Source organism: Legionella lansingensis, from assembly GCF_900187355.1.
Taxonomy (GTDB): Bacteria; Pseudomonadota; Gammaproteobacteria; order Legionellales; family Legionellaceae; genus Tatlockia; species Tatlockia lansingensis.
The window spans coordinates 1,723,454-1,739,835 of record NZ_LT906451.1 but is presented as its reverse complement, the minus strand read 5'-3'; the positions used below and the strand labels follow the sequence as shown (position 1 = coordinate 1,739,835).

The window sequence follows — 16,382 nt, the reverse complement described above, 5'->3', positions numbered from 1 at the left end:
TACTTTTTTACCAATTTTAGGATCAGACGACGGCTTCAAAGGAATCTTACATCCTACTTCAAAAATAAATTTTATAACTAAGGAGAGTTTTGATGCGCTGCTTTTGGACTTTGATTGTTAGTGGACTAATTTATTTTTTTGTTAATTCTCTACATGCGCAATTACCTGACAATTATCAACATTTATCTGCTCAACAAAAGCAAGACTTACTATGGGATGAAATTACTAAAAGTCATGATGCCGATCCTTTACCGCCACTTGCTGGAAACAGTTTTAAAGACGTTCTCGAAAAACTACAAGGCTTGTTTAATTTAAGCCCTACATTTGATCACACTTCTGATGAATTACCAAAGGGACGAGTGAAAATTATTCATACCAATGGTTCAGTGGGCAAAATTGCATTTATTCCGGCCCCCAATCATCCATTCACTGGTATTTATCGAACAGGTGGAATTGGTTTGGCGAGACTTTCTTTGGCTAACCCTCCTGCTGATGATAATTATATTCCAGGAATGGCTATTAAATTTTTAATATCTGAATATCCTTCCGTAAATTTACAGGTGATGAATTTGCTTGAGGGACAAAAAGGGAGTTGGAATTATTTTGCAAAAGATTTCTCAAATCAGATCCCGCACCCAACAAGTTGGACATTAAAGGCAATTGAAAAAATTTTTGAATGGACGCGTGATCCTGCTAATGATCTCCCTTTGTGGCATTTAGCGGCTTGGACAAGTGAGGGTAGATTCGAAGGTATTCCTATATTTCCCGAGCGAGTGTCTTTCAGACCAAGCAGCACAGTAAACGATCTAATTCCTGAAAATTCCCGAGAAGATTTTAGAACCTCGTTTTTAAAGGTACCTATGGGACCCATTTATGAAGTGTATGGAGAGCACCAAGGCACGGAATATCATATTGGAACATTGATGCTGGAAAGTACTCTATTGGCTTCAAATTACGGAGATAAAAAATTATTTTTTCAACATCAACGATAAAAACCATTTAATGGGGTTGTGATGACCAAAATAGCGCTTTATTTGGCCGGTGGCGGAGCTCGAGGAGCCTATCAGGCTGGAGTTCTCAAAGCTATTAGTACAATTCTAGACTCAAAACCAATTCCTTTTAACATGCTCACAGGAGCCAGTGTCGGTAGTATTAATACTGCTGTGTTAGCCGAAAATGCACAAGATTTTTCCGCTGCTGCTAACAAGTTAAGTGAATTATGGGGTGATATTACTTGTCCGCAAATTTTTAAGACCAGCAATTATGCACTCAGTAAAATGGCTATGCGTAATATGAGTAGTATGCTTTTTAAGCAACGCCTGTTAGGGCATATTCTTGATACATCTCCTTTGCGTGGGTTTCTTCGTAGTGTTATTGATTTTGAGGATGTGGGAGGTGCTATTAAGAATAAGCATCTAGAGATGCTTGAAATCATTAGCAGCTGTTATGAAACCCAAAAAACCATTTCCTTTTATCAGCATCATGCCGAGGATTTTGAGGATTGGAACCATCCACTGCATATTAGTCAACGGGTTAACTTGGAGATGGAATATTTTCTGGCGTCTACCGCATTGCCCTTATTCTTTCCACCTTCAAAAATAGATGGTTTTCATTATGGGGATGGTCATTTAGGGTTAGAGTCTCCTCTGCGTGGTGCAATCCATTGTCAAGCTGATAAAATTTTAGTTATTGGAAATCGGCAATTAAAGAAAGGTGACCCAGAAAAATTACGGGATGGTGACATTGATTTTTCACGTGTTTTAGGGGGTATGATAAATGGGTTGTTTTTAGATAACCTCGATCGTGATATTGAGATGATTAACCATATGAACAATATTGCCCACTTGTTACCTATGGAAAAGAAACAGCAATCCCCTTGGCGACCCGTTCAAATCTTACATTTACGACCAAGTGTGGATATAGCCACTATTGCTCAATCTCATTACAACAGTATTCCGATGTTATTACGTCTCCTACTTAATTTTCTTGGAGCTAAACGTCACTCCGGTGATTTACTGAGCTTTCTTTTATTTGAAAAAGAATTCACTCGCGAATTAATCAAACTAGGTTTTGATGACACAATGGCAGTACAGGACTCTATTTCGACTTTTTTTGATGTTTAGAAGTAGATAACATAGATACTTTATTTTTCTTCACGGATGAGAGCATGAAATCAATTCGCAATACTTTCGGCCCTTTATTTCTAATTTTAACTTGTCCCCCATTTGCCATGGTTATGTGGCACACGAATGTAAATTTGCAAGGCTCCTTCAGTGAACTTTATCATGTGATGATGAAGAATGGCTTTTTTCAAAGCCTTTACGCCATTTGGAAGCCAGTTTTTTTTGGATCGCCTACAGCCTGGATAATTCTTTCGATCTTTATTGTCTTCGAATTTCTACTGGCAAAAATATTAAAAGGAAAAACTTTTTATGGTCCGGTGACCCCTAAGGGAAATGTGCCAGTATATAAGGCGAATGGTGTAATGGCTTTCTTGGTGACCATATTCACTTTTTGTGTGACCAGTTTTTACTTGCAGCTCTTCCCTGCCACAATTATTTATGACCATTTTGGTGAAATTCTTGGTGCTCTAAATTGCCTGAGTTTAGTTGTTTGTGCTTTGTTCTATATTAAGGGGCGGTTTTGGCCTTCTTCAAGTGATGCAGGTTTAACTGGAAATTTTATTTTTGATTATTACTGGGGAACTGAGCTCTATCCTAGTCTATGGGGCATCAATCTTAAAATGTTTATCAACTGCCGATTAGGGATGATGAGTTGGGGGCTAATCCTGTTATCTTATGCTGCAAAGCAACAGACTTTATTTGGCCTAAGCAATGCGATGGTCATTGCTGTGGCTCTACAATTTATTTACATCAGCAAATTCTTTATTTGGGAAACAGGTTATCTTGCTTCTCTGGATATTATGCATGATCGAGCAGGCTTTTATATTTGTTGGGGCTGCTTGGTATGGGTTCCTTGCATTTATACCTCACCTACCATGTATTTGGTTCTTCATCCTCATCACTTAAATGGTTTATTAGCAGCTGCTATTTTTATCGCAGGTACTTTAAGTATTGTTATTAATTATCTGGCTGATAGACAAAGACAACGTGTTCGTGCCACAGCTGGAGACTGTAAAATTTGGGGCAAAAAGCCAAGAGTCACAGTCGCAACTTATTACACTGAAAGCGGGGAGCGAAAACAAAATCTTCTGTTAAGTTCAGGTTGGTGGGGAATTTCTCGTCACTTCCATTACTTACCAGAAATTGCAGCCGCTTTTTTTTGGTCTGTGCCGGCTTTGTTTAATCATTTTGCGCCGTATTTTTACGTATGCTTTTTGTCGATCTTACTCTTAGACCGTGCTTTTCGAGATGATAAGCGCTGTTATAAGAAATATGGGGAGGATTGGAAAACATACTGTGATTTGGTTCCTTATAAAATGATTCCTTATCTTCTTTGAAGCGAAGCCTGGCTGCTTGCGCCAGGACCTACTGATGTAGTTGATAATACACAAGCCTCTTGGATCATATGAAAAAGTTTATTTTCTATAAAATTACGCTACCTCTTATTATCTTAGCATGGTCAGAAATAGCCATTGGTGCCTCTACTGAAGCTCAACCTCCAAATATAGGCAACTTTGCTCTACCAACCTCTCAACAGCCAGGCCCTTTTTTATCATTTGGTCAAAATATTATTGATAAAAATCAGATACAAATTTATTTTGATCCGAACTATCAACACAACACGAACGAGAGTTTTTTACAAATTCCAGCTGCATTCCTTTATGGATTAACCGATGAGGCCTCCATTTTAGTAACTCTCCCTGTAGCTGCCGATTATAGAAGTGGACCTGACCATTCCTCAGGAATAGCTGATATAAGTGTTCAAGGAGAGTTTGCCTTTTATGAGAATTCCAATTCACAATATACAGAACAAATGACTTTTGTTACTGCATTGACAGTTCCTACAGGCTCTTTTTCCAAAAATCCACCGACTGGTTTTGGTTCAGTTAGCTCTTTTTTGGGAGGAACATACAACCATATGTCAGTCGATTGGTTATGGTTTACCTCTCCTGGTGTTTTGTGGATAACAAAACATTCAAATATTAAATTGGGATCACAGTATCTATACCAATTCGGCGTAGGTCGGAACATTAAAAGCGTACCTAATCAATATATTTTTTCTGCTTTAGTGGAGATAGATGGTACCTACATCGAAAAAGATAAAATCTCAGGAAAATCTGATCCAAACTCAGGAGGAAATTTAATATTCCTTACCCCTTCTTTATGGTATTCGACCAAGACATTTTACTTTCAATTGGGGTTTTCAATACCCATTGAGCAAGAGTGGAATGGAAATCAAAGCAAAATAAACTATTACACCAATGTCACTGCTGGTTGGACTTTTAATTGAAATACTCTTTTGGGTTTACCGTTGTTACACAATTGCTGGTGATATTTCTAATGAGTTCCTGTATTAGCTCTGCGCTAATATAGGAATTTATTACAATAAATCACGTGGAAAGGTGCGTTCTTTCTACTCCTCAGCAAGTAGCCCGTATTATGCTGCGCTAATACGGGCTACCTTACTCCGTGCAACTACTGGCCCGCCATTTTTTTATAGGTATCTGGACTTATGTGTTTAGAATATAATGAGCCCCAACAGTATTTATTGCTCCAATAACCAATAGAGGTCTCCGTTTTAGAATCAAGATAAACAATCTCGCTAAGTGTGGTGTTTATTTTTTCCCCCTTGAAATCAAAAGATTGTTGAGCTTCTGCATCAAAAACATCTATATTTTCTTTCACTGTAGGTGCAGCTCGTACTATTTTATAGTTATTTAATTTTTGACCTGATCCCTTTTCTGGAGAAACTTGAATATCGTGACAGATCTTGTCCGCTAAGCATTTATCTTTGTAATTTAGGTAGAGAGGCGTCATAATTTTTTTGCATTCTTCTTGAGTCATCACTTGGTTATTAGCTGTATTTACATAATTGAAAACAATTTGCTTGTAGAATTCTGCAAAACTATTGTTTGAATACATCAAAGGAATAAGGATACTAGCGCCTAAAAGAAAATTCTTTTTTACTTCCATTTACAATGCTCCTTGCTTAACTATGATTACGTGTATCCTGATGAGAATTTCTATCAAATATCATTTATCATTTCATCAAACTTGTAAACATTATTTTTGAATAATAGGCAACTCAGTCTCGCTGGGAATATAAGTATCAACAAAGCCTGTAGGTAAGCCGAACACAAATTCCGCTTTGCAATTAGGGTTGGGAAATGTAATTAAACTAATTAAATGGTTATCTTCAATAAATAACAATTTGTTTTCTTTCAACTCCATAAAGGCCTTCGAACGCTCAGGGTTATTAATTCGTTTCATAAAACTATTCAAAGATATGGGTTTTTCTGCAGATTTAATGAGTGTGGTTGCTTCTGAGGACAATTCGTAGTGATTTTGCAGAGCAATTGCCCGTGTATCTTTAATAAATAATCGTGATTTATCGTTATTGTATGTTCCTTCGAGAAATGGACGCTGACCTGAAGACCATGCATTACGCCAGTTGTTAAATTCATTTTTTAATAATTTTTTCGTTAAAGCTTGACAACCATTTTCAATCGGTTCCATATCAAAATAACAAGCGATGTTATTTAAAACCTGCTTTGGCCAAGGATAAACCTTTTGATATGCTTTAGTAGGACCAATTTTACGTGCTCCTAACTGTGGATTGGAAAATAGTGGACTGTAACGATCAAGATGAATATCGCCAACGCTCATTGGTGGTTGTAAATGATGAAGCGAGGCAATTTTAGAGATAATATCATGATACCATTCATCTTTTTCACCTGGAAAACCCATGATGAAATTCCAGGATACTGATAAGCCATAGTCAATTGCCCATTTTAAGATGGCCACATTTTGCGCTGCTTTAGTGCCTTTTTTCATTAAAAGAAGAGCCGGGGAGCTTAAGCTCTCAATACCTGGCAAAAGCCAACGCACACCCGCTTCATAAAGTTGCAGCATTTTTTCCTGTGAGATGTTTGCTTTTATTTCATAAAATAATCGGGGTTGATTATCTTTTTTAACTTTGGGCAAGAAAGTTGAATAGTATGTATAAGGAAAAATCAAATCTGCCATGAGAATAGGATAGTTACCGTAAGTATTTACAACTTCCTCGATTTCCGCGAGAGTTTTCTCAGCATCTTTTTCCCTCCAGGCAATGGTTTCTTTGCTGAGTCCACAAAACGTACATTGGCTTTTAACTCCCCACCAGCAACCTCTTGAGCTTTCCATTACCAGCGCAGGCTCAATTCGATATGGGAATTGATTAATCGCTTGAAAATAATCTCCAAAATCGGGAGCTGGTAAATCATTTAAGCAGGTATAAGGCGCTTTTATAACCCTATTAGAGGATTTATTATTTTTTTCATAAGGGGTTAAACAACCAGGAATAGGAGCAAGTTCATTTCCTTTAATTTGCATAGCAGCTACCTGGATTACCGCTTCTCCTTCACCTAAACAGACATAATCAAATGCGTCACATATTTCCCAAAGTTGCTTGCCCATCACTCCTTCACAATTTGGGCCACCCGCGATAGTTGGTACAGGTATAATTCTTTTGATTTTGCTTGCTAAGGCGATGGCAGAAACGGTTTGCTGTACCGCAATAGTAAAACCAAAAGCTAAGGGCCTAAGCGTTGCAAGTCGTTGGCTCTCAGCCTTAACAAATTCATTTGCTTTATTTCTTGTCACCTTAAGCCAGTTTTCTAAGTTCTTTGGGGGCGTTCCTCCTTCCTTCTGAATAAGAGCGCGGATTATATTAGCGTAACCCTCCACATCTTTATCCACTATAGAGCCAAAGGCTGCCTCTGCAAAGATCCAATCACCTATTAGCAATTCTGGGAATAATGTATCTGCAATGGTTAGAAAATCTTGGATACCCATAAATTGGGCAAAGCGAAAATTAGAGTATTCAATAATACAAGGTATGCCTGCTTTAATAAGAACAGATTTCAATAAGCTAACTGCTAAATTTGGCCTGGCCACGCTATAGAAAGGTGGTACGACTAAGACAAAAGGCCTGACACTCTTAAAACGTTTCACTGCAGCATTACTTTCGTTTTCCCTAAGAAAAGTATAGAAGTTATTTCATATAAGTTTTTCTGATTTGGATTTTTATAGATTACTTAATCAGTGAACTTTTTAAATAAAACGTGTAGGCCATTGAAATGAAAAATGTTGATAGATCAATAGGCAACGCCCACAGATGGAGTATTCAAGTTTTAAAAGATATTTCAAAAACCAAAGCCTGATTTTAATCTTTGCAAGAAGTATTTTGCTCTCTCAACGTCTTCATCCTCTAAAGCAAGTTCTAAATCTTCGATATTCATTTTGATCGCTTTAAGATTGATTCGCATTATGCTTCTTAAAAGAAAACCAATACAGGTGAAAACAAGCATAGTAAAATAAGGATGTGCGTATACGAGGTTCTCGAATGATTCCATTAATTGCTCCTAATTGGCCTAGTTTAACAGACCCTTTAATGTAGCCAATAGTTCTAAGGCATTATTAACCAATATGGTTGGACCTGCTGTAGAGATCTTTTCACGACACCGAGGACTTTGTGCATGAGAGCCACCTAAAAATCTATTGCGTTATTTGCTGGCACGGATTTTCCAAATTCTTGCAATATTACCTTCTCAAACTCTTCCTGCGTAATATCGGAAAAAAGTTCGATCGATTTTTCAACGGTAAGAGGGAACCCAAGTTGGGTCATTTCAGCTGCATTCACCCTATGCCAAACGATTTCACTATCAATCAGCACGCCATCATGATCGAAAATGATTAACTGTGGTTTTAATCCAAAAAGTTTATTCACTTAATAATATCCCAATCGAAGATATTGATAGAATGCAAAATGGGTCAAGTCTTGTCCTTTGCCTTTGTCTAGAGTTTATTTAGATTACGAAAAATTTGGTGTAAAGTAAAAGTAGACTGGATGTCCTTGTACTCATATAACATTCATGCGATTAAGCCAGATTTTAAACCTGCTTTATGTTTTTATTTTCCTCAGAACTTTGCTCAAGAGAGTCTAGAGCTTGAAGTTCAATTTTTAAAGCGCTTTGGAGCTCTGTTTTAATAAATTCATTGTGTTTTTTATATAGTTGTCTAATTTCTTTGACCAAAGGCAGCGCCTCAGCGCCTCCTTCTACCTCTTTTATAACGTCTGCTCCAGCTTTTATAATGTGAAACAAAATCGTTTTCTTATTATCTGGGTTTATATTTGGGTTGTTTAATACGTCCTTTGCAAAAGGAAGGACGTGGTAAATTTGATTTAATTTTCGATAAACGACGATCATCTTGGTGCAAAGGTTTTCTTCCCATTGAGGATCAGAAGGGTATGAGGTTAATCGGTGTATTAGTAAAGCATCTTGATAACATGCTAGTCCTAAATAATCTTTCCCTTGTTTAACAGCGAGTTCTGCTTCTTCTAGCATAGTGTTACAATTTCCAAGCATTGAGATAATGATTGAAAGATCGTCTTTTAATTCCTCTCTTAGGTGTTGTCGAATAAGATCTTGATTTCGATAATAAAAATTGGCTACGTCTCTGACTAGATCTTTCTTGGTTTTTTGACTCGAAGTTAACTGAAGCATAGTGGCTTTTATAACTTCCAGAATTATTTCTTTCTTGGTTTGGGTATCAGTGGCAGGATATGATGTTAAAACTTCATTGGCTCGTAAAATGGCTTCCTCACCTTGTTGTAATTGGCAAAAACAGCGAATGATATTGAAATGCAAATTCAATTCAGCAGTTTCTTCTTTGGGTTTTATCATTTGCTGAATTTGAAGCGCCTGCTCAAAGCACTGTAAAGCCTGTTTGAATTCACCCTGAGCCAACAGTCGGTTTGCGTTGTGAGAAGCTATACGTGCTTCAACTTCTTGTAATCTCTCTGTGAATATTATTTTTTCTTGTGATGACTTTGTGGCATTTATAGCATATTTATAACACTCTTTTGCTTTTTGCAACCAACTAGTTAAATATTCTTTTCTTTCTCTATAATGCTCAATTAATGCGTCACGATGCTTTTTTAAATCCGGTTGAATATCATTTTCATATTTCTGTTCATGAAAAAATTTGATTTCACCGTCAGAAATATCCATGTTTTTGACCATCTTATCGATCCGATCAAAAGAATCAATGATCCCATGCGCTAAATAATAATTGGGTTCAATTCTGACATCACCTTGAGCAATTACCATGGGTCGTCCTTTTTCTTGATAGGAAGAGGCGCTCAACTCTCTTGGATTGACTACAAAAGTGCTTAATCTGAGACGAGCTTTATCTTCATATTTTTTTGAGTCAGGCAGTAATTCAAATTCCATAAAATCATCACCCGTCCGGCTCTCCAGAACAGTTTTAAGCCATTGTGCTTTTTTCTCAGAGGGGAGATTGTCAGGTGCTTCAACATAAAAACATACCTTATCTTTTCCAAAGGGCATGTTATAACAGCGAGGAAGAGAGAATTCACGCCAACCGAATTCTCGCAGGCGTTCTAAGTTGCGTGCGAATTCCAGTTTTGATCCTGGAATTTCTTCAGGAAGTACCCGAACATTATCATTAACTTTTAACGTTCTTGGTTCCATTCGCACATAAGCTAGCAAATGAGATTTTATCGCAACATCTTTTGTAATGAATGAGGTTGTAAATGGTTTGGTAATTGAAGTACTCACGGCATTCATTGCTTCTGTAACAAGACGCTGACTACCAGTGCAATCGATTACATAATCGCAAGGTATATATTCTGTTTTTCCTTCGGCATTAGCCACGATGATTCCTTTTTCCTCAGAAGAGAAACCAATAAATTTTTTTGGTTCAATAGGAATTTGTTGTGAATGGGCCTCTTGATGTAAAAGTCGTTCAATGTCTTTGATATGAGCTGTTTTATTTTTAGGAAAATTGAGTTGTCGGCCAATACCATGTTCAGCGCGTTCAATGACGGAGTAATTAATATGACCTGGCCTTAAATAGATTCTTGCTCGAGGATCATAAATAGTTACATGTTCAACGCCCGCTTTTCTAAGTTGCATTGCGGCATAAAGACCACTGGGACCAGCACCCACTATTACAACCGTCATACAGACTACTTCTATTCCTTAGGCTAATGAATATAAATTATATAATATGGAATTAAAAAATACTATTTGTGCATTATATAATAAAATTCTATGAGGGTACTAGCCAAGTTCTTCGTCTAGTGTTGTGTTTTATGTTTAATATCTCCCAACAGCCAAGCCACATTGACCTCAAGTTCATCGGCAATTTTTTGCACGGAGTCGGAATCCATGGCAATAACACCATTTAGCAAGGCTTCGATTTTAAATTTTGGTACTTTAAACAGTTTGGAACATACTTGAACGCGTTCGGTCATTAAACCAGGAACACCAAGTGCATCCAATTCGTTGTTCAAACGTTCAGATAGTTTTTTGTTTGACATGGTAGTCTCCTTTTGGGTTTTTTATCAGTGTAAAGCAATTAACCTTAAGGATTGATTAATTAACAAAATTTTGACAAAAAGACGGAAATGACATTCAGTTAGATGATTGCAAACGGTTAATTAAGATGTTACAACAACAATCAACTTCTTCGCTCATTCTTGTTTAACTCGATGAATTAGCCCTCTTTTTTAAGGAATGTGATATGGATATGAAGCTCTTTGCACTAAATTCCTCAAAGGATTGGGGAGAAAAAATGGCTGAGCACCTTACAATCAATTTGGCAACTCATGAAGAAAGAGATTTCGAGGATGGCGAGCATAAAATCCGAACATTAGAGTGCGTTAGGGGAGAGCATATTTTCGTTGTTCAGTCCTTGTTTAGCGATCTGGAACAAACTGTGAATGACAAACTTTGCCGATTATTATTTTTTATAAGTTCTTTAAAGGATGCTTGTGCAGAACGAGTCACAGCGGTGATACCTTATTTTGCTTATGCGCGTAAAGACAGAAGAACTCAATCTCGAGATCCTGTCACCATGAGATACATGGCTCAACTCCTTGAAAGCGCAGGCACTGATCGAGTCATTACCATGGATATCCATAACTTGGCAGCCTTTCAAAATGCGTTTCGTATCCCCACCGATCACTTACAAGCGATGGTATTGTTTGCACGCTACTTTTCGCAAATCATGGTGAATGAAAAGGTCGTCATTGTTTCCCCTGATGCAGGAGGATTAAAACGCGCTGAGCAATTTCGTGAATTGTTTGAAAACTTTCTGCAACAGGATGTGGAGAAAGCTTTCTTATCTAAAAAAAGAAGCTTAGGTGTTGTCAGTGGCGGTCAGGAAGTCGTGGGCAATGTACAAGGGCGGATGGCAATTATCATTGATGATATCATAAGCTCAGGTACAACTATTAGCCTTGCGGTGCAAGCGTTGCACGAACAAAAAGCAAAAAAAATATGGGTCTGCGCAAGTCATGGGATTTTTGTTGGTAAAGCCAATGAGGTTCTTGCTGATTCTAGGATAGAAAAGATTATCGTCACTAATAGTATTTCTCCTTTTCGATTGAATAAAAATCTCCTAAAAGAAAAAGTCATCGTGTTGGATGCTTCTTTCTTATTTGCGAAGGCCATCAAACAAATTGTGGAAAACGGATCGATATCAGAAATGCTTGAAGAATTTCCGCCTCTTACGCAAGGGTAAGGACGGCTTGCTCAAGATAAATTTTTGCTTTACGGAGCCATTTATCGGGATCAGTCACTCTGGGATCATCAAGATGCCAAGCTGCAATTTTTGCTCGTAAAAAAGCTCGATAACTTTTATAAAACGACAACAATTTTTGCGGCGGATGATCATGGGTTATCGATTGATAGGTTTCAAAAAAGTAAGCACCTATTTCTGCATTCCCTAGAAGTTCGCATTCAAGCGCCAAATAAGACAATTCGTCAACAGGATCCATTGTTCGAAGTTCTTTGCTAAATTCCAGTCGATCGACAAAAATGGGTGGAGAAGTCAAGCAAACATGCTCAGGCCGCAAATCACCGTGGCATTCGATAATTCGACCCTCATAAACCCTTTGCTCTATACAGCTTGATAATTCAGACAGTGTATTGAGCAGTGTTTGATAAACGGATTTTATCAGTATTTCATCCAGGTTGTAGTGAGGTAAGGATAAAGTCTGAAAATCATTTATCACATACTGCTTATATTTCGAAATATATTCCTGAGCGTTTAATCTGGCAGGGAGGGCTTTTTGGTAAAATGCTACCAAGATTTTTGCAGCCTCTTCAATTTTGGAGAGAACGGTATTCTTTCTTTTTATCACTTGTTCAAGCGTAAGATCACGAGGAAACTTGTTCATCTTAAGTAACCAGTCTACTGGTTCCCCATTTAAATACCCATTGATAGGGGAGTACTGCTGGTGTATATCCTGACATAATGGGATAACACTTAGATAAGTGTTCGGTGCCAATTCTTGATTGATTTCAAGTTCACGTTGGCAATTAAGATAGCGTGCTTCTAATCGTCTTAGGTCTAAAAAGGCATAATGAATCGGTTTTTTTAGCTTATAAGCATGTTGCTCTGTTAAAAAAACCCAGGACATGTGCGTTTCGATGGCCTCGATCGAAGAACATTGTTCATGATATGAAGCACAGTCTTTAAGATACTCTACTTTATTCTTTAATTCTTCCCAGAGTCTTATTTGTTTATTTGCATTCATGTTCATCATTAAACAAAATTCTACGCAACTAAAAGCATAGAATGTTTGGATTAACTTTGAGTATATCCCTATCTTAATTAGTTTTGCGATATTTTAATGGAGCTGAGTCGTGCTTCCTCATTCGATGTGTTGTTATTTGAACATCTAGTTTCTTTTATGATATATCTATGGATTTTAAAATTACGGGGAGAAAACATTGCAAGCGCGATTAGAAGAAGATATAAGACCAGCTTGCCCTCTCGCATCCCCTGAATCAAATCCTTTTTATTTAAATATCAATTATCTGCTTGGCACACACTATCTGGAAGGCAAGGGTGATACCCCGTTTATTTATACCACCGAAATTACCTCTTGTGTGGGCATAGGGTTTTTTCATTGGGAACAGGGAAAAGTAAAAAAATTAGGCTTATATCACTCTTCATCTGAGCATATCCCTTGTAGCGACGAATTCATTATTGAGGCTATTAAAACCCCATTTGAGAGAAATATGGGGATGAACCAGAAAAACCTCATACGGGCTATTTATCGTTTTTTCTTCGATATTTTTGACTTGAATAATGTTATTGTGGTGATTCATAGCAATAATGGACCTAAAGGAAATAATGATCCTGACAATGATTCTTCCTATCAAGACGTTGTTAATTTTATTAACCATGTCATCAACGTAATGGGTAGAGGCGATATCAAAAGAGAAAATTTTCTCTACAGCCACCACTGTCCGAATTTTTGTGTAATGAATAATGGTGCTTATTTTGCTGCCCATGTTGATGGAAGTCAGGATGAGACAATAGCAAGGAACGTGATCAACTACATTTATGAAGATATTCTTGCCGCTAGTCGCAAACCTCGTTTCTTGCATGGCAAAAATACTTTTCTTGAGGGACAGACGAAGAAGGTAGCTCCTCTAGATAGGAAAATTCTAAATCAGATTGGTCAGGCCAAGTCAGGTGTTATTGACTGGGTAGAAGCCTGCTACCATATCAACCAAAACATTGCTGAGATTAATGAGAATGATAAAATCTATAAGCAATACAATAAGATAAGATTTATGCTGCAGTTTTTAGAGGATGTTAACATTTTTCTGCGGTATAGATTCCAATGTGGCAAACATCATACACCTCATGAGTTAACTACCTAGTGAGTATAGTCTTGATGCAACAAGCATAATCAAAGTAGTGAATTGAGATCAAAACTAGAATGCCGATTTAAATCTTTGCCATGTTTTATTAGAAAAGTCTCTGCTGTCACTCTACCTTCATCACGCAGCATGCAAAGGAATGGCCATTCTGCATTAAGTTTTGAAGAATAGCCCAGTTCCACCATTTTATTACTGGCAATACGGTGAATACGCATTTTGGCCCAACGTGTGCCTTCTCCTTTTATTGAGTCAACGACTTGTCTTAGTACGGCAATCATGCGTAATTCTTTCATTAAGGATGCGTTGAAAGCAACCTCATTGAGGCGATTGAGAATTTCACGTGCACTTCTTGGCGTACCCACTCGCTCTATGGGATTTATTTGTACCAATAAAGTATCACTGGATAGACATTCTTTGACAAGCGGCGTAATCGTAGGATTACCCGTGTAACCACCATCCCAATAAGCTTCTCCATTTATCTCGATAGCTTGAAATAACGTAGGTAGACATGCTGAAGCAAGCAATACCTCCGGGGTGATTTCACTATTTCTAAAGATCTTGCCTCGCCCCGTTCTCACGTTGGTAGCAGTAATAAAAAGTTTGATGGGTGTTTTTGCAAGTGCATCAAAATCAATACATTGAACAAGGATAGAACGCAAAGGATTAAGGGCGGCAGGGTTTAAATCATAAGGGGAAAAAACGCGTGAAACAAAGTCAAAGGCTATGAATAAAGGGGAGTAATCTAACGTCCAGTTGCCTGCTAAGATATCCAAAGGACCACGCCGAAAAAGACTGAAAGTGGCTGCCTGAGAAACACGCTGCCAGAATGCTGCCAGTGCTTCTCTTGCACCTTCGGGTCCATTGTTTAAGTAACCACTGGCTAAAACAGCTGCATTCATAGAACCTGCTGAAGTACCGGAAATACCTTCGATACGTAATTTGGGTTCCTCAAGTAACCTGTCCAAGACACCCCAAGTATAAGCTCCATGCGCTCCACCTCCTTGCAATGCCAGATCAATAAGTACTGGTTTTTTGTGTGCAAGAAGACTTTTCCTTAGTTTTTTAGGCATTGGGTCTGATGTCCTTAAAAGACTCTATTAAAAAAATCTTAGCACATCTGTATTGCAAGTTTGGTCTGATGGTCGTGTAGCACACGTCTAGGTTACCAATAGGCTTGCTCTATCATCGAAGTCTTATTTTTTTTGAACAGTATTTATATACAAAAGCAGTGCACTAAAGAGGGCAGTAATTGCCAATACAATTAATGATAATTTCACTATAATTGCTGCCAATAAGCCACCGATCACACCAGATAAAGATTCGGCCAATACTTGCAACGATTGATTATTGCCCATTACTTTACCTTGCTCTTCATTGGGTGCTGAAACAGATAGTAAAGTAGCGCATGCAGGGAGACAGACTGCTAACGCTAGGGAAGTTAGAAATAGGGTAATCCATAAGAAATTCATTTCATTTGGGATAACAATCAGGATCATAAACATACCGGTGAGAGCGGCAGAGACAATAGTCATGTTTCGCGGTAAGTAACGCTGCGCTAAAAAACCTGTTAACCAAATATTCCCTAATATAATAGGAACAGCAACCCAAGCAATAAATTGTGATAGTTGTCCCACTTGCATGTGAAACTCATCAACTAAATACATCGGGTAGCAACGGAAGAAACCAAAAATGGCAAGATAAAGTAAAAAATTAATCAAAAATAAAAATCGAATATCGTTAGCTCTAAAAATAGTGAAAAAATTCGTAAGTAGCTTAAGATAAGCAATTTTTTCTTGATTCATTTGCAGATTTAGTGTTTCTTTAAAATAATAGCTAACCCACATTAACAAGATGATTAGACAAATACATATCGCCGCAAAAGGAGTAGCATCGTTAAACCAGGGAATGAGTTTAGGATTTGCAAGAATACCACCAACTAAAGGACCGATGACATACGCTGAACTTGCACTGAGATAAATATAGCCGAATAGCCGTCCTCGCTCTTTTTCTTCCGCAACATCGGCAATTGCCCCCTGAGCAACAACAATGTTGCTTTCACTTAAGCCTGCAAGGAACAAACTACTCATCAACAAGATAAGATTCTGCAAGTATAAAGATAATGTAATTAAAAAATAAAAAAATATCGTTAAAGAAAGCGAAAAAATTAATATCTTACGTCGCCCATAATGATCAGACAAAGCTCCTAATACTGGGGAGCCTATGAATTGTCCTAAAGGATATAAAGCTAATAAAATGCCTAATAGGATTGTGCGCCAAGTCATGGAGGTTTTTGTGGAAAGCAGGTCGCCTTGCGCATGCAATAACATGGGCGTAAACACAGTGATCATTAAGCTATACCCAACGAATCCAAAAAATATAACTAGATATAGGGGCAAAATCGCGGCTAAGGGATTTTGCTTAGGCAATGAAGATGGATTTATGTTCATGAGTCCCTTAAGCTATTGAGTTAATTAAGTTATTAATATCAACTCCATAATTTTAATTTCATATT

General features: G+C 37.6%; 15 protein-coding genes. 6 read left to right on the top strand and 9 right to left on the bottom strand.

What is annotated here, in order from left to right; genetic code table 11:
• The first annotated feature begins 92 nt into the window (after positions 1-92).
• The 4 genes from CKV79_RS07885 (at position 93) to CKV79_RS07870 (ending at position 4,413) form a co-directional block, all read left to right on the top strand.
• Positions 93-992: a hypothetical protein gene (locus CKV79_RS07885; RefSeq protein WP_231950068.1), complete on the top strand. Its 900-nt coding sequence runs from the start codon at positions 93-95 to the stop codon at positions 990-992.
• A 21-nt stretch (positions 993-1,013) separates the two neighbouring features.
• On the top strand, positions 1,014-2,123 hold the full coding sequence (locus CKV79_RS07880; protein WP_035916338.1) for a patatin-like phospholipase family protein: 1,110 nt from the start codon (positions 1,014-1,016) through the stop codon (positions 2,121-2,123).
• Between the two features lie 44 nt (positions 2,124-2,167).
• Positions 2,168-3,460, top strand: coding sequence for a phosphatidylethanolamine N-methyltransferase family domain-containing protein (locus CKV79_RS07875; RefSeq protein ID WP_028374355.1), 1,293 nt, complete (start codon positions 2,168-2,170; stop codon positions 3,458-3,460).
• 68 nt (positions 3,461-3,528) lie between these two features.
• A complete protein-coding gene (locus CKV79_RS07870; RefSeq protein ID WP_231950066.1) occupies positions 3,529-4,413 on the top strand; it encodes a hypothetical protein in 885 nt (294 codons plus the stop codon).
• A 185-nt stretch (positions 4,414-4,598) separates the two neighbouring features.
• Here CKV79_RS07870 and CKV79_RS07865 read toward each other — a convergent pair whose 3' ends face one another.
• The 6 genes from CKV79_RS07865 to CKV79_RS07840 all read right to left on the bottom strand — a co-directional run bounded on the left by CKV79_RS07865 (position 4,599) and on the right by CKV79_RS07840 (position 10,509).
• Positions 4,599-5,096, bottom strand: a complete 498-nt coding sequence (locus tag CKV79_RS07865; protein ID WP_028374357.1) for a hypothetical protein — start codon at positions 5,094-5,096, stop codon at positions 4,599-4,601.
• A gap of 90 nt (positions 5,097-5,186) precedes the next feature.
• Positions 5,187-7,115: a RiPP maturation radical SAM C-methyltransferase gene (locus CKV79_RS07860; protein ID WP_028374358.1), complete on the bottom strand. Its 1,929-nt coding sequence runs from the start codon at positions 7,113-7,115 to the stop codon at positions 5,187-5,189.
• A 191-nt stretch (positions 7,116-7,306) separates the two neighbouring features.
• Positions 7,307-7,516 carry a hypothetical protein gene (locus CKV79_RS07855; RefSeq protein WP_028374359.1) on the bottom strand — a complete coding sequence of 70 codons (210 nt, stop codon included), beginning with the start codon at positions 7,514-7,516 and terminating at the stop codon, positions 7,307-7,309.
• 134 nt (positions 7,517-7,650) lie between these two features.
• The gene (locus CKV79_RS07850; RefSeq protein ID WP_028374360.1) at positions 7,651-7,890 is read right to left on the bottom strand and encodes an HAD family hydrolase; all 240 of its coding nucleotides are present in this window, start codon (positions 7,888-7,890) and stop codon (positions 7,651-7,653) included.
• Between the two features lie 163 nt (positions 7,891-8,053).
• Positions 8,054-10,150 (bottom strand): FAD-dependent monooxygenase, encoded by a 2,097-nt coding sequence (locus CKV79_RS07845; protein WP_028374361.1) that lies wholly within the window; start codon positions 10,148-10,150, stop codon positions 8,054-8,056.
• 116 nt (positions 10,151-10,266) lie between these two features.
• Positions 10,267-10,509, bottom strand: coding sequence for a hypothetical protein (locus CKV79_RS07840; protein WP_028374362.1), 243 nt, complete (start codon positions 10,507-10,509; stop codon positions 10,267-10,269).
• Between the two features lie 254 nt (positions 10,510-10,763).
• Between CKV79_RS07840 and CKV79_RS07835 the strand changes: the two genes are divergently transcribed.
• A complete protein-coding gene (locus CKV79_RS07835; protein ID WP_231950064.1) occupies positions 10,764-11,714 on the top strand; it encodes a ribose-phosphate diphosphokinase in 951 nt (316 codons plus the stop codon).
• Here the strand turns inward: CKV79_RS07835 and CKV79_RS07830 are convergent.
• Positions 11,701-12,732, bottom strand: coding sequence for a hypothetical protein (locus CKV79_RS07830; protein ID WP_035916342.1), 1,032 nt, complete (start codon positions 12,730-12,732; stop codon positions 11,701-11,703). The genes CKV79_RS07835 and CKV79_RS07830 overlap by 14 nt on opposite strands.
• A 196-nt stretch (positions 12,733-12,928) precedes the next feature.
• Here CKV79_RS07830 and CKV79_RS07825 point away from each other — a divergent pair, with 196 nt between their 5' ends.
• Positions 12,929-13,870: a hypothetical protein gene (locus CKV79_RS07825; protein ID WP_028374365.1), complete on the top strand. Its 942-nt coding sequence runs from the start codon at positions 12,929-12,931 to the stop codon at positions 13,868-13,870.
• Positions 13,871-13,899: 29 nt separating this feature from the next.
• Here the strand turns inward: CKV79_RS07825 and CKV79_RS07820 are convergent, their stop codons facing one another.
• Together CKV79_RS07820 and CKV79_RS07815 are read right to left on the bottom strand one after the other, a co-directional pair.
• The gene (locus tag CKV79_RS07820; RefSeq protein WP_028374366.1) at positions 13,900-14,940 is read right to left on the bottom strand and encodes a patatin-like phospholipase family protein; all 1,041 of its coding nucleotides are present in this window, start codon (positions 14,938-14,940) and stop codon (positions 13,900-13,902) included.
• Between the two features lie 123 nt (positions 14,941-15,063).
• Positions 15,064-16,218 carry an MFS transporter gene (locus CKV79_RS07815; protein WP_157737137.1) on the bottom strand — a complete coding sequence of 385 codons (1,155 nt, stop codon included), beginning with the start codon at positions 16,216-16,218 and terminating at the stop codon, positions 15,064-15,066.
• Positions 16,219-16,382 lie beyond the last annotated feature (164 nt).